This window comes from Roseitalea sp. (genome assembly GCF_984466335.1).
This window is the reverse complement of record NZ_CFIFWG010000044.1, coordinates 1-12,870: the sequence shown is the minus strand read 5'-3', so window position 1 is coordinate 12,870 and position 12,870 is coordinate 1. Positions and strand designations below refer to the sequence as shown.

Annotated in this window: 12 protein-coding genes; 3 read left to right on the top strand and 9 right to left on the bottom strand. The window is 68.2% G+C overall.

Annotated features, from left to right (window positions below):
- From AC5E6L_RS06050 to AC5E6L_RS06040, 3 genes are all read right to left on the bottom strand, one after another.
- Positions 1-586, bottom strand: a 586-nt coding sequence (locus AC5E6L_RS06050) for a 50S ribosomal protein L11 methyltransferase (protein WP_491771962.1), incomplete at its 3' end; no start/stop codon positions are given.
- A gap of 27 nt (positions 587-613) precedes the next feature.
- Positions 614-1,186, bottom strand: a complete 573-nt coding sequence (locus AC5E6L_RS06045; RefSeq protein ID WP_491230035.1) for an SCO family protein — start codon at positions 1,184-1,186, stop codon at positions 614-616.
- Positions 1,187-1,296: 110 nt separating this feature from the next.
- Complete coding sequence (locus AC5E6L_RS06040; protein ID WP_491771960.1) at positions 1,297-1,467, bottom strand: hypothetical protein; 171 nt, start codon at positions 1,465-1,467, stop codon at positions 1,297-1,299.
- 181 nt (positions 1,468-1,648) lie between these two features.
- On the opposite strand from AC5E6L_RS06040, the gene AC5E6L_RS06035 reads away from it, so the two are divergent.
- Entirely contained in the window at positions 1,649-2,458 is an 810-nt protein-coding gene (locus tag AC5E6L_RS06035; RefSeq protein WP_491771958.1) for a DUF2189 domain-containing protein, read from the top strand.
- A gap of 66 nt (positions 2,459-2,524) precedes the next feature.
- On the opposite strand, the gene AC5E6L_RS06030 is transcribed toward AC5E6L_RS06035, so the two are convergent.
- From AC5E6L_RS06030 to AC5E6L_RS06005, 6 genes are all read right to left on the bottom strand, one after another.
- Positions 2,525-2,815 carry a type II toxin-antitoxin system RelE/ParE family toxin gene (locus AC5E6L_RS06030; protein ID WP_491771956.1) on the bottom strand — a complete coding sequence of 97 codons (291 nt, stop codon included), beginning with the start codon at positions 2,813-2,815 and terminating at the stop codon, positions 2,525-2,527.
- Positions 2,805-2,993: a hypothetical protein gene (locus AC5E6L_RS06025; protein WP_491229073.1), complete on the bottom strand. Its 189-nt coding sequence runs from the start codon at positions 2,991-2,993 to the stop codon at positions 2,805-2,807. Before AC5E6L_RS06025 ends, AC5E6L_RS06030 begins: the two co-directional genes overlap by 11 nt.
- 61 nt (positions 2,994-3,054) lie before the next feature.
- Positions 3,055-5,388 carry an ATP-dependent helicase gene (locus AC5E6L_RS06020; protein WP_491771971.1) on the bottom strand — a complete coding sequence of 778 codons (2,334 nt, stop codon included), beginning with the start codon at positions 5,386-5,388 and terminating at the stop codon, positions 3,055-3,057.
- Positions 5,389-5,405: 17 nt separating this feature from the next.
- Positions 5,406-5,591, bottom strand: a complete 186-nt coding sequence (locus AC5E6L_RS06015) for a hypothetical protein (RefSeq protein WP_491771954.1) — start codon at positions 5,589-5,591, stop codon at positions 5,406-5,408.
- Positions 5,592-5,715: 124 nt separating this feature from the next.
- On the bottom strand, positions 5,716-7,353 hold the full coding sequence (locus tag AC5E6L_RS06010; protein ID WP_491229075.1) for a chloride channel protein: 1,638 nt from the start codon (positions 7,351-7,353) through the stop codon (positions 5,716-5,718).
- A complete protein-coding gene (locus tag AC5E6L_RS06005; protein ID WP_491229076.1) occupies positions 7,350-7,859 on the bottom strand; it encodes a thioesterase family protein in 510 nt (169 codons plus the stop codon). Before AC5E6L_RS06005 ends, AC5E6L_RS06010 begins: the two co-directional genes overlap by 4 nt.
- A 261-nt stretch (positions 7,860-8,120) precedes the next feature.
- Between AC5E6L_RS06005 and AC5E6L_RS06000 the strand changes: the two genes are divergently transcribed.
- Together AC5E6L_RS06000 and AC5E6L_RS05995 are read left to right on the top strand one after the other, a co-directional pair.
- Positions 8,121-9,530: an FAD-binding oxidoreductase gene (locus tag AC5E6L_RS06000; RefSeq protein WP_491229077.1), complete on the top strand. Its 1,410-nt coding sequence runs from the start codon at positions 8,121-8,123 to the stop codon at positions 9,528-9,530.
- 91 nt (positions 9,531-9,621) lie between these two features.
- Positions 9,622-12,870, top strand: a 3,249-nt coding sequence (locus AC5E6L_RS05995; RefSeq protein WP_491771951.1) for an AsmA family protein, incomplete at its 3' end; no start/stop codon positions are given.

Below are 12,870 nucleotides of genomic sequence, written 5' to 3'. Positions count from 1 at the left end.
CATTGCCGGCGGCAACACGCATCGCCACCGGATCGATGTCGGTGGCCAGCACCGGCGTTCTGGCCCGCTTTGCGATGGCGATCGCCAGCACCGCGCTGCCGGTTCCCAGATCGAGGCTGACGGCCGGTCTTTGACGCGCGATCAGCCGGTCGAGCATGATCAGGCAGCCGGCGGTGGTGCCATGGTGGCCGGTGCCGAAGGCTTGCCCCGCCTCGACCTCGATGCCGGTCGCGCCGGGCGGCACGGCCTTGCGCTGATGGCCGCCATGGACGATGAAGCGGCCGGCGCGTACCGCGCTCAGCCCTTCGAGCGATCTGGCCACCCAGTCGATACCGTCCAGCCGCTCGACTTCGATATCGGCCCCGTGGGCCGCCTCGCGCAGCGCCGCCGCGACACTGTCCTCGGCGGCGGCCGGATCGTCCGCGCCGGCATCCACATAGACCGACACTTCGAACCTATCGCTGTCCGGGGCGGTTTCGGCGATGGCGACGGGCGGCCCCTCCTCCTCGAAGGCGGCTTCGAGGCGGGCGAAGATGCGTTCGGCGTCCGCCTTGCCGGTGGTCAGGAAAAGACGGGTCTGCGGCATGGGCCTTGCGCGATCCGGCGCGTTGTCTCAGGTGCTGGCCAGATTGCGCAGCTTGGCGATCGCCGTATCCGGGTTTTCCCCATAGGAGATGGTCTTGCGGAAGGCGCCGTTGGAATCGAGCAGGAAGATCGATGCGGTGTGATCCATCGTGTAGTCGCCGTCGTCCAGTTCGATGCGCTTGAAATAGACGCCGAAGCCGCGCGCCATCTCCCGCACCGCCTCGGGCTCGCCGGTGATGCCGCGCACCCGGTCCGTCACCGACGCCACATAGTCGCCGAGCAGGCTCGGCGTGTCGCGCTCGGGGTCGATGGTGATGAAATAGGCGTCGATGCCGGCGCCCTCCTGGCCCAGTTCGGCAAGCCAGCCGTCCAGCTCGTAGAGCGTGGTCGGGCAGATTTCCGGGCAATGGGTGAAGCCGAAGAACAGCGCTGTTGGTTGGCCCCTGAATGCCTGCTCGGTGATCGGCCGGCCGTCCTGGTCGACCAGTTCGAACGGCACGCCATAGGCGGCCTCCTGCTCGTTCCTGTCGACCATCGAGAAGGTCAGCGCGAACAGGGCGATGCCGAGAGCGACGACGAGGGCGGCGAAGAGATAGCGCATGGGGCGTGACCGGACGATTGAGCTCGGATACCATCTCTAGTGCGGCGGGCAGCGGGTTTCACCTGCGCATTTGCGCGCAGGCGCTCACATGCCGGTGAGCGCACGGCCTGTCAGAAGCACCAGGCCATGCCCGTCCTGATCATCGCGACGAACAGATCGGCGCCCTGCGCGCCATAGGCATAAACGCCCGCCAGGCCGGCCGCCAGGATGGCCGCGGTCAGGACGATCAGCGGGGCGACGCCGCCGCGCGGGCGTTCCAGCGGTTTCGGGCCGGCTTTCATGGCACCGCACCATAGCAGGCATCGGACGGGGTGGCCAGCGACCGGCCGGTCCGTCCGGGCGGGTGAAAATGCGGCGGCCGGGCGCGGGCCCGTCTTGATTTTGTCCGGCGAAGGTTGGCATGATCGGGCCGGGTCGGTCGGTTGGGAGGCCAACGATCCACGCATCGGCAGGGAGGATGCCATGTCGGACACAGACATCGATAACGGCGTAAACAGCGCGGGCGGCGCGACCGGCTCGGGCATGATCCCCAACGTGCGCGCGCTGACCGTCGCCGACATTCGCACGGCGCTCAATGAGGGCTATTCGGACTTTCTGAAGGCCCCCCTGTTCGGCTTCTTCTTCGCCGGCATCTATGTGCTGGGCGGCCTGCTGATCGCCCAGTCCTTGCTCGTGTGGAACATGCCGTGGATGATCTATCCGGTGGCGATCGGCTTTCCGCTGATCGCGCCCTTCGCCGCGGTCGGCCTTTACGAGGTCAGCCGGCGGATCGCGGCCGGCGAGCCGCTCGCCTGGAACGAGATCGTCTCGGTCATCCGCCTGCAATCCAAGCGCGAACTGGCCTTCATGGCGTTCGTCGTCCTGTTCATCTTCTGGATCTGGATGTACCAGGTGCGCCTTCTGATCGCGCTGATCCTCGGGCGCGCCTCGTTCGCCACCTGGGAGAGCTTCACCCAGACGCTGTTCACCACGCCCGAGGGATGGACCTTCCTGGCCGTGGGCCATGCGGTCGGCGCCGTTCTGGCGCTGGCGCTGTTCTCGGTGACGGTCGTGTCGATCCCCATGCTGCTCGACCGCAATGTCGATTTCGTCACCGCGATGATCACCTCGGTGAAGACGGTGGCGGCGAGCCCTTTCGTCATGCTCGGCTGGGGCGTCGCGGTGACGCTGATGGTGATCGCGGCGATGATCCCGGTGTTCCTGGGGCTTTTGATCGCGCTGCCCGTGCTGGGCCACGCCACATGGCACATCTACAAGAAGGCGGTGGTCTGAGCGCCCGCTTCACACCGCCTCCACGAAGCCCTCCGGCAGAACGAGCCAACCTAAGCCAGATGCGCTCTAATCGTCCTGGAAGGGATAGCGCCGGCTGGTGTGGATGATGCGTAGAACCGTGAGGTCGGTCTCGCTGGTAATCTCATAAACAGCGAAGAATGGCAGGTTGGTGACCGGGAACTCCCGTGTTCCGTCGACCCGCCCGACCCGGCCGATCAAAGGAAAACCCTCCAGGATGGCGATCGATTGCAGGATGCGGGAAACGGTCGCTTCGGCTGCTGCCGGCGAAGCCAGCGCAATATGGGCCTTGATCGCATCGAGGTCGGTGTCGGCCTCCCGCGAAAAGCTAAGATTCAAGGCCGTGCTTCTTCCACATGTCCCGTTGCGGGATGCGGCGTTCGGGATGCGCCTTGTTGGATGCCACGGCCGCTTCGATCTCGCGGCGAACCCATGCCTGATAGTCCGGATCGCTCGATTCCGCTTCCGCCCGCGTCATCGCCTCAAGGATCGATCTGCTCGATTTCAGTTCGCTCATGGTGCGGCATCATAGACGAGCCGGGCTGAATGTCATGGCCGGCCGTTGCGGCCGGCGCCGCTCACACCGCCTCCACGAACCCGTCCAGCACCTTCTTCTCGCCGGCCTTGTCGAAGGCGATGGTCAGCTTGTTGCCCTCGATGGCGGTGATGTTGCCGTAGCCGAACTTCATGTGGAAGACCCGGTCGCCGACCGAAAAGGCCGACGGTTCGTCGGCCACCGACTTGGCGACCAGTTCGCCCTCGATCGTCCGGCCCTTGACCGAGCCCGTGCCGGCGCCGAAGCCCGAATCCGCCTCGCCATAGCCGATGCGCTCGACGGCGGCGCCCGACCTTGAGCCCCAATTGTCGCGCGTCGCGCCCGTCCGGTTGGTCCGGGCGCGGCGCCAGCCGGGCGATTCGCGCTGTGTGGAGAAAGCGTCGGCGCGGTCGAAACGCGACTGACCGTAGCCGCCATGGCCGCCATAGGGCGAGGGCGGTTCGGCGACGTCGACATGGGCCTCGGTCAGCTCGTCCAGAAAGCGCGAGGGGATCGTCGACTGCCAAAGGCCGTGGATGCGGCGGTTGGAGACGAACCAGATATGGCAATGGCGCTTGGCGCGCGTCAGGCCGACATAGGCGAGCCGCCGTTCCTCCTCAAGGCCCGACCGGCCGCCCTCGTCCAGCGCCCTTTGATGGGGGAACAGCCCTTCCTCCCAGCCGGGCAGGAACACCGTGTCGAATTCGAGCCCCTTGGCCGCGTGCAGCGTCATGACCGACACCGCGTCCATGTCCTCGTTCTGCTCGGCGTCCATCACCAGCGAGACATGTTCGAGAAAGGCGCGCATGGATTCGAACTCCTCCATCGAGCGGATGAGCTCCTTGAGGTTTTCGAGCCGTCCGGGCGCGTCGGCCGAGCGGTCGGCCTGCCACATGGCGGTGTAGCCGCTTTCCTCCAGGATCGTCTCGGCCAGTTCGGAATGCGGAGTCCTTTCAAGCCGTTCCTGCCATCGGGTGAAGTTCTCGACGAGCGCGCGCAGCGCGGCGCGGGGCTTGGGCTTCATCTCCTCGGTGTCGACGATTTCGGCGGCGGCGGCCAGCATCGGCATGCCCTTGGCGCGCGCATAGTCGTGGATCAGCCGCACGGATGCCTCCCCAAGGCCGCGCTTGGGCGTGTTGACGATGCGCTCGAAGGCCAGATCGTCGGCCGGCTGGCAGACGACGCGGAAATAGGCCATCGCGTCGCGGACCTCCATGCGCTCGTAAAAGCGCGGACCGCCGATGACGCGGTAGTTCAGCCCCAGCGTGACGAAGCGATCCTCGAATTCGCGCATCTGGAAGGAGGCGCGCACGAGAATGGCCATGTCGTTGAGTTTGCAGCCGTCGCGCTGGTGGCGCTCGATCGTCTCGCCGACGGCGCGCGCCTCTTCCTCCGAATCCCAGGCGGCGTGGACGTTCACCTTGGGATCGTCCGGGTCCGGCGCGTCGGTGAACAGCGTCTTGCCGAGCCGGCCCTCATTGTGGGCGATCAGGTGGGAGGCCGCGCCCAGAATGTGGGCCGTCGAGCGGTAATTGCGTTCGAGCTTGACCACCCTTGCGCCCGGAAAGTCCTTCTCGAAACGCAATATGTTGTCGACGTCCGCCCCGCGCCATCCGTAGATCGACTGGTCGTCGTCGCCGACGCAACAAATATTCGGCAGAGGCGAATATTTGTTGCCGTTTTCGTTTTCCGCAATCGCATCCGCGCTTGCGTCCGTTCGCGGGCTGGCGCTTTTGCCGGTGGCAAAGGCTTTCCCTGCCACGGAGGGAGGGCCGCCTTCAATTCGCCGCTGCGCCAAAAGCCGCAGCCACAGATATTGCGCGGTGTTGGTGTCCTGATACTCGTCGACGAGGATGTACCGGAAACGCCCCTGATAGTGGGCCAGCACGTCCGGGTTTGCCTTGAGAATCCGGATCGGATGGCACAGCAGATCGCCGAAGTCGGCCGCGTTCAGCGTCTTCAGCCGGTCCTGATAGGCGGCGAACAGTTCGCGCCCCTTGCCGTTCGCAAAGGCGCGCGCGTCGCCCTCGGCGATGTCGGCCGGGCCCAGCCCCTTGTTCTTCCAGCCGTCGATCATATGGGCGAACTGGCGCGGCGGCCAGCGCTTGTCGTCCAGCCCCTCGGCCTGGATGAGCTGCTTCAGAAGCCGGACCTGGTCGTCCGTGTCGAGGATGGTGAAATCGGATTTCAGGCCCGCCAGCTCGGCGTTCCGGCGCAACATCTTCACGCCGATGGAATGGAAGGTGCCCAGCCACGGCATGCCCTCGACCGCGTCGCCGACGAGCACGCCGATGCGCTCCTTCATCTCGCGGGCGGCCTTGTTGGTGAAGGTGACCGCGAGCACCTGGCTCGGCCAGGCGAGCCCCTGGGCGAGGATATGGGCGATGCGCGTCGTCAGGACCCGCGTCTTGCCGGTGCCGGCGCCGGCGAGCGCTGCTCCGGATTGAGCCCTTCAAGATAGGCCGTCGCCCCCCGCGCGCCCATGGCGCGCGCGGCGATGCCCGGCCCGCCGGCGGGTTTGGGCGCGGGCGCCGGCCCGTGCGCGTCGTCAAAGGGTATGTCGTCGAACGGATCGCTCATCGATTCGCAATTTAGGGATTTGAGGGACGAAAGGAAGCGCCCGTCCGGCCTCACCTTGAGCCTGTCGCAGGGCGATGCGGGATGTTTCTTCCCCATCCTTCGACAGGCTCAGAATGAGGCAAGGCTACCGGTGCTCTTCCACGCTCGCCTCGATCAGCGCCTTGTTGAAGTAGGACAGCGCGCGCACCTGCGTCGCCCAGGCGATGATCCTGGTGCCATCGCGCGGGTCGACCACGGCAAGGCGGCTGTGGCCGGACGCGTCGAACGCGCGCAGCGCGATCTCCAGCGAATCGCCGGGCCGAAGCGTCGGATAGTCCGATTCGGGGTCATGGCGCTCCGGGTCGCCCTCGTTCGGCACCAGGTCCATGAAGTCCATGACCGTCTTGGTGCGCATCAACTGACGGTGCGGCCCCTGATGGTCGAACAGGCCGCGCATCTCCAGCTGCCAGTGGAAATAGGAGTGGCCGTGCACGGCCTGGTTGACGCCATGGGCGATCGCCACGGTCAGCAGCAGCGCGATCGACAGCGCGTAGCCACCCGTCAGTTCGAACACGATCACGGTCGTCGAGATCGGTGCGCCGAGCACCGCGCCGGCCACCGCGCCCATGCCCAGAATCGCGTACAGCCCCTCGGACGAGGCCATTTCGGGGAACGCTGCGCCTGCGATCAGCCCGAAGGCGCCGCCGGTCGCCGCGCCCAGGAACAGGGCGGGCGAGAAGATGCCGCCGCCGAAGCGCGCGGCCAGCGTGATCGCCGTCGCCGCCGTCTTCATCACGATCAGCACGATCAGCAGCGACAGCGGCAACTGGTTCCAAAGCACCTTGTCGGTCACCTCGTAGCCGACGCCGAGAATATGCGGAAAGAACACGGCCATGACACCGATGACCGCGCCGCCGATGACCGGCCGGTAGCGCAGCGGTATGGTGACCGAGCGCGCGGCATAGTCGGCCGAAAACAGCGCGAACTGGAACAGGACGGCGACGATCGCCGCCACCGCGCCCAGAAGGGCGAAGGCCGGAAACTCCCAATAGGAGGTGATCTGGTAGTCGGGGATGATGAAGGCGGCGGTATCGCCGAACCAGATGCGCGCGATCACCGATCCGACGGCGGAGGCGATCACGATCGGCACGAAGGAGCGCATCGCATAGTGCTGAAGGATCACCTCGTGCGCGAACAGGACCCCGGCGATCGGCGCGTTGAACGAGGCCGAGATCGCCGCGGCGACGCCCGAGGCCAGAAGCGTGCGCGCGCACCATTCGGGCAGCTTGCGGCGGTGCGCGACGACCGAGGCGAGCGTGGCGCCCAGATGGATCACCGGCCCCTCGCGGCCGGCGCTTGCGCCCGAGCCGAGCGAGACCGCCGCGATCGCCGCCGACCAGAGCCCGTCCTTCAGGTCAAGCGGCCGGCCGGTCATCGCCCTTGCCTCGATCACGTCGGCCACGTTGCCGGCGCGGCGCATCGACACCCGTTCGAGCATGATGCCGACGACGACGCCGCCGGCGACCGGCGCGGCGAGCACCCAGTACCAGGCCACGTTCTGCGCCGCCGTCAGCGTCTGTTCGCTGGTGTTGCCCAGCCACCAGTACTGAACCAGGCCGATCGCCTCGCGAAACACGATCGCGGCGACGGCCACCATCGCTCCGATGACCAGCGAAAGCAGCCAGATCTTCGGCGTGCCGGAACCAAGGAACGTGCGCAGGTTCGGCCGCACCCAGCGCACCAGGACAAAGCCCCATGCGCGAAGGCGCGCGCCGGGCTTCATCGGCCCGCCGCCCGCTTGCGGCCGATGCCGAGCGGCGCGCTGGCGCGATCGGGCCGGGGCAGGGCGGCCTGCCGGGCGGCCATGGTCTCGATCCGCGCCATCACATCGTCGGGAAACGGGCAGACCCGCGGGCCGGCCATGTCGACATGCAGCGTCAGCGTCTCGCAGGTGGCGGCCACCCAGCCCTCGCGCGCATGGCGCATCTGCTGGAAGCTGTGAATGCGCTTTTCGTCCCGGTCGAGGATTTGAAAGGTCGTGATCACCGGCGCATCGCCATGCACCTCGCGCAGATAGGTGAGGCGCGCATCGCCCGTATAGGTGGTCAGTCGGCGCGCTGCGGCATAATCCTGCCCCATCCCGAAATGATCGCAGACCACATCGTATCCCCGGTCGAACAGCACCAGATAGTAGGCCATGTTCAGATGGCCGTTATAGTCGATCCAGCCGGGCTCGATGCTTTGGGGCGGCGTGACGAACAGCTCTTTGCGGATCGCTTGCTGGTCCATGGCCTTGCCTGCTGCGCCTTTCTCGTCCCCGGTTTCGGACGCCCAATTTGCAGCTTGACCGCCCTTGCGGCCACATTACGGATTGGGCATGGATCGGCAAGCCGGCCACCCCGATAATGCGCGGTCGCCAGCCGTGCAGGCTCCCGCACGGGCGCGGGCGGCTTGCGGCCGGCGCGCTGCGTCTGCATGTTGGCGACACGCGGTTTGACAAGACGCTCGCCGGCCCGTCACCTGGGGCCGGGGCGCTTCGGGAGACGTGACATGGCCCTTGGCGATCTGGCGCAGGTGGCGCGCAACGAGGACGGCATCGCGGCCGCGCTCGGCATTTTGAAGCAGCGCTTTGGCGATGCCTTCCAGACGGGCGCCGCCCTGCGTGAACAGCATGCGCACACCACCACCTACATCCCGTCCCAGCCGCCCGACGGGGTGCTTTTCGCGCGGGGCGCCGACGATGTTCAGGCGGCGGTGGATGTGTGCGCGACGCACCGCGTGCCGATCATTCCGTTCGGAACCGGCTCTTCGCTGGAAGGCCACGTCAACGCGCCGGGCGGCGGAATATCGATAGATGTCAGCCAGATGGACCGCATCGTTGAAGTCAGCGCCGAAAATCTGGACTGCGTCGTCGAACCGGGCGTCACGCGCAAGCAGCTCAACGCCCATTTGCGCGACACCGGTCTTTTCTTTCCGATCGATCCGGGCGCCGACGCCAGCCTTGGCGGCATGGCCGCCACGCGGGCCTCGGGCACCAACGCGGTGCGCTACGGCACCATGCGCGACAATGTGATCGCGCTTGAGGTGGTCATGCCGAACGGCCGCAAGATCACAACGGCGAAGCGCGCGCGCAAGAGTTCGGCCGGCTACGACCTGACCCGGCTGTTCGTCGGCTCGGAAGGCACGCTGGGCATCATCACGCAGCTGACGCTGCGTCTGGCCGGCCTGCCGCAGGCGATCACCGGAGGCGTCTGCCCGTTTCCGACGCTCGACGCGGCCGTCGACGCGGTGATCATGACGATCCAGATGGGCCTGCCGGTGGCGCGGATCGAACTGGTCAACGCGCTCCAGATGCGGGCGATGATCGGCTATTCGAAGCTCGACCTGCCCGAAGGCCCTTGCCTGTTCGTGGAGTTCCACGGCACCGAGGCGGGCGTTGCCGAGCAGGCCGAAACCTTTGGCGAGATCGCCGCCGACCTTAGGGGCGGCCCGTTCCTGTGGTCGGCCCGCGAGGAGGACCGGTCCAGGCTCTGGCAGGCGCGGCACGACGCCTATTGGGCGGCGCTGACGCTGCGCCCCGGCACCAAGGGCATTTCGACCGATGTGTGCGTGCCGATCTCGCAGTTCGCCGAATGCATCGCCCTGACCGAGGCCGACATCGCCGAGCACGGGCTGGTCGCGCCGATCGTGGGGCATGCGGGCGACGGCAATTTCCACGTGCTGCTGCTGATCGACATGGACGCGCCCGCCGAGATCGCCGCGGCCGAAGCCTTTGTCGAGCGGCTCAACATGCGCGCGCTCGCCATGGGCGGAACCTGCACGGGCGAGCACGGCATCGGCCAGGGCAAGATGGCGTTCCTCGAAATGGAGCTGGGCGGCGCCACCGGCGTCATGCGAGCCATCAAGACGGCGCTCGATCCCGACCATATCATGAACCCCGGCAAGGTGCTGCGCCCCTGAGGCCGCCTGTGCAGCCTTGATCTTGTCGCTTTGAGGTTTGAAAAGGAGCCGTGGCGTCGTTGCGCGCCGGAAGCGCAGGAGAGTTCGTACCGTGCGCCTGTTCGTTCTGATCGGCGGCCTGCTCGTCGTGGTTCTCATGGCCGCGCTGCTCGCGCCGCTGTTCGTCAACTGGTCGGACTATAAGAGCCGGTTCGAGGCCGAGGCGACGCGGCTGCTCGGCCAGCCCGTGCGCGTGGCGGGCGAGGCGACGGCGCGCATCCTGCCCTTTCCCTCGGTCAGCTTCTCCGATGTCGAGGTCGGCCCGCCCGAGGCGCCCGTCATCGTCGCCGAGCGGTTTTCGCTCGACGTCGAGCTTGCGCCGTTTCTTTCGGGCGACGTTCTGATCTTCGACATGCGCCTCGTCGATCCGGTGGTGACGGTGACGCTCGATGCGAACGGCGCGGTCCTTTGGAGCCCGCCCGAAACCCGCCTGATCGATCCGGCGCAGATCACGCTTGAAAACGCGACCGTGGAAAACGGCACGCTGATCGTGCTCGATCCGGCCCATGAACGCCGCTGGACCGTCTCCGACCTCGATATGGCCGTTTCGGCGAACAGCTATTTCGGACCCTGGCGTGCGGAAGGCACGGCGCGGCTCGAAGCGCTTCCGGCCGATTTCGTTTTGTCGACCGGCCAGTTCACGCGCGAGGGCTTTTCCCTGCGGGTGGCCGCCAACCTGCCCGATCAACTGGTGCGGATCGTCTCCGACGGCCGTGTCGCGCGGGATGAGGCGGGCCAGGTCGCCTATGCGGGGGCGCTGACGCTGCTGCCGCACCGCAGCGAGCAGTCCTACCGCATCGAGGGGGACTTCGCGGCGACCGCGCGGGCGATCGATATAAGCGCGTTCCGCGGCGCGTTCGGCAACCCCGAAGATCCCTACACGGTCACGGGCAGCGCCGCGCTGTTCGGAGGTGCCGAGCCCGGCTACCGCCTCACCGCGCGCGGCACGCAGGTCAATGTGCCCGTCGGCGCCGATGAGGCCGAAACCGGCACGGCGATGGGGCTGGGCGAGCGGCTGTCGGCCGTCAACGCTGTCCTTGCCGGCTTGCCCTGGCCGTCCGTGCCGGGCACGGTCAACCTCGATCTTCCCGCGATCGTCGTCGGGGACACCACGATGCGCGACGTGCGCCTCATCGCCCGGCCCGAGCCCGACGGCGCCGATCGCCGGCACTGGCGGATCGACCGGCTCGATGCGCACCTTCCCGGCCGCACGGCCCTGGAGGCCGACGGCCTGCTGACGCTGCCGCGCCCCGGCGCGGGCATGGACGCGGCGCGGTTCAGCGGCGATCTCGTTATCGCTTCTCGCCAGCCGTCCGGTCTTGCGCGCTGGCTTGCCGGCACGGTCGACGAGCCGATCCGCCGCCTTTCGGGCGCGGGCATCAGCGCCGCGGTGTCGCTGGACGCCGAGCGGCAGGTCGCCGAAAATGTCGTGATCATGCTCGATGGAGCGCGCCTGACCGGCCGCCTGGCGCGGCGCGGCGGCCGGACCGCGGCGCCTTATATGACGGTCGACCTCGCCGGCGGCGGCATGGGTTGGCCGACGCTCGAAGCGCTCGCCAGCATCTTTGGCGCCGAGGCGGGCGGGCTGGCGCTCGGCGGCCACGATATCGACATCGCGCTCGCGCTCGACGATGTCGATCTTGGCGGCGTTCCGGCCGCAACGCTTGAGGCGGCGATCCGCGCGCGCGGCGCCCGGACCGAGGTCGACCGCCTGATCGTGACCGCCGTGCACGGCGCCTCGATCACCGGCGCCGGCGCGGTCGAACGGCTGGAGGGGGCCGATCTCGCCGTGACCTTCGATGCGAGCGTGCTCGCCGCCGCCGGCGCCCCGTTCGTGACCGCCATGGCAGAGCGCTTTGCCGGCCTGCCGTTGCTCGATCATCTGGCGCTTGTCGCCCGCCGCGACCGCGCAGCGCTGCTCGACACGCAACTGACCGTGGTGGGCTCGGCCCGCACGACCCGCGCCCTTGCGCGCCTGGAGGCGTCGGCGAGCGTTTCGGGCGAGGCGGGCGGCACCGGCGTGTTCGCGCAGGCAAGCCTCGACGATGCCCTTTCGACCGGTGCGATCGACGCGTTCGCCTTCGACGGGTCCCTGACCCATGACGATGCGCTGCGCCTCCTGCCCGTCGCCGGCGTGCCCCTGATGGTGGACCGCGGCGCATCGGTCGGCCTGATCGAGCCGGGCGAAGCGCGCTTTTCGCTGCGCCGGGCCGATGGCCGGGCCGACGCGATCGCCCTTATGGCGCGGGCCGGCTCGGACACGCTCTCCTTCAAGGGCGAACTGGCGGGCGATGACGGGCCGTCGCGATTTGCCGGAGATCTGGTACTGGCGCTCGCCGATGCCGAGCCCTGGCTGGCCGCGCTCGGCCATGCGCTGCCGGGCACGGGCCTTGGCACGCCGGTCGATGCGCGGGCGGCGCTTGGCCGTTCGGACGAGGTCTGGCGGTTCGACGATCTGTCGGCTTCGATCGCGGGCAGCGCCGTGACCGGCGATCTGACCTATACGGGCGACGCCGTGCTCGGCCCGTCGCTGCACGGCGCGCTCCATGCTTCGGCGCTCGATGCCATGTTCGTCGCCGGCCTTCTGACCGGCCATGTGGACCCGCTTGGCGCCGATACGCCCTTCGGCGCGCCGCTCCATGGCGATCTGGGCGTGCGGCTCGACCTGTCGGCCGACCGGCTCCTGGCCGGACCGGTCGTGCTGGAGGATGCTGGCGGGCGCCTGACGATGGATGGCGGCCTTATGGTGCTTCAGGATCTGGGCGGACGCCACGGCGCGCGGACGGCGGTTGCCGGCGATCTGCGCGTCCAGAACGCCGGCGGCGCGATCAGTCTCGGCGCGCGGGTCGATCTCCGGGGCGCGCCCCTGGGCGACCTCGTCGCGATGGCCGTCCCGGTGGCCGGGACGGCGGACCTTGCCTTGACGCTGACCGGCGGCGGCGACACGTTCGATACGCTCGGCGCGTCGCTGACCGGCACGGGCGTTGCGGCCGTGCGCGATGTCGCCGTTGCGGGGCTCGACGCGGGCGCCATGGCCTCCATCCTGGCGGCGGCCGACGCCATCGGCTTCGGCATAGAGCCCGCGCAGATCGAGGCGATCGTCGGCGATGCGCTGTTTGCCGGGGGCACCGGCCTTGGCGGTGCCCAGGCGCCGGTGACGGTGACGGGCGGCGTCGCCCGCATCGCCAGCCTGGCGCTTGCGAGCCCCGACGGCGCGTTGACGCTCAACGGCGATGTCGCACTCGATCTGATCGGGCGGGCGCCCGGCGCGCTGGTGACGGTCATGCTCGATCCGGGCGAT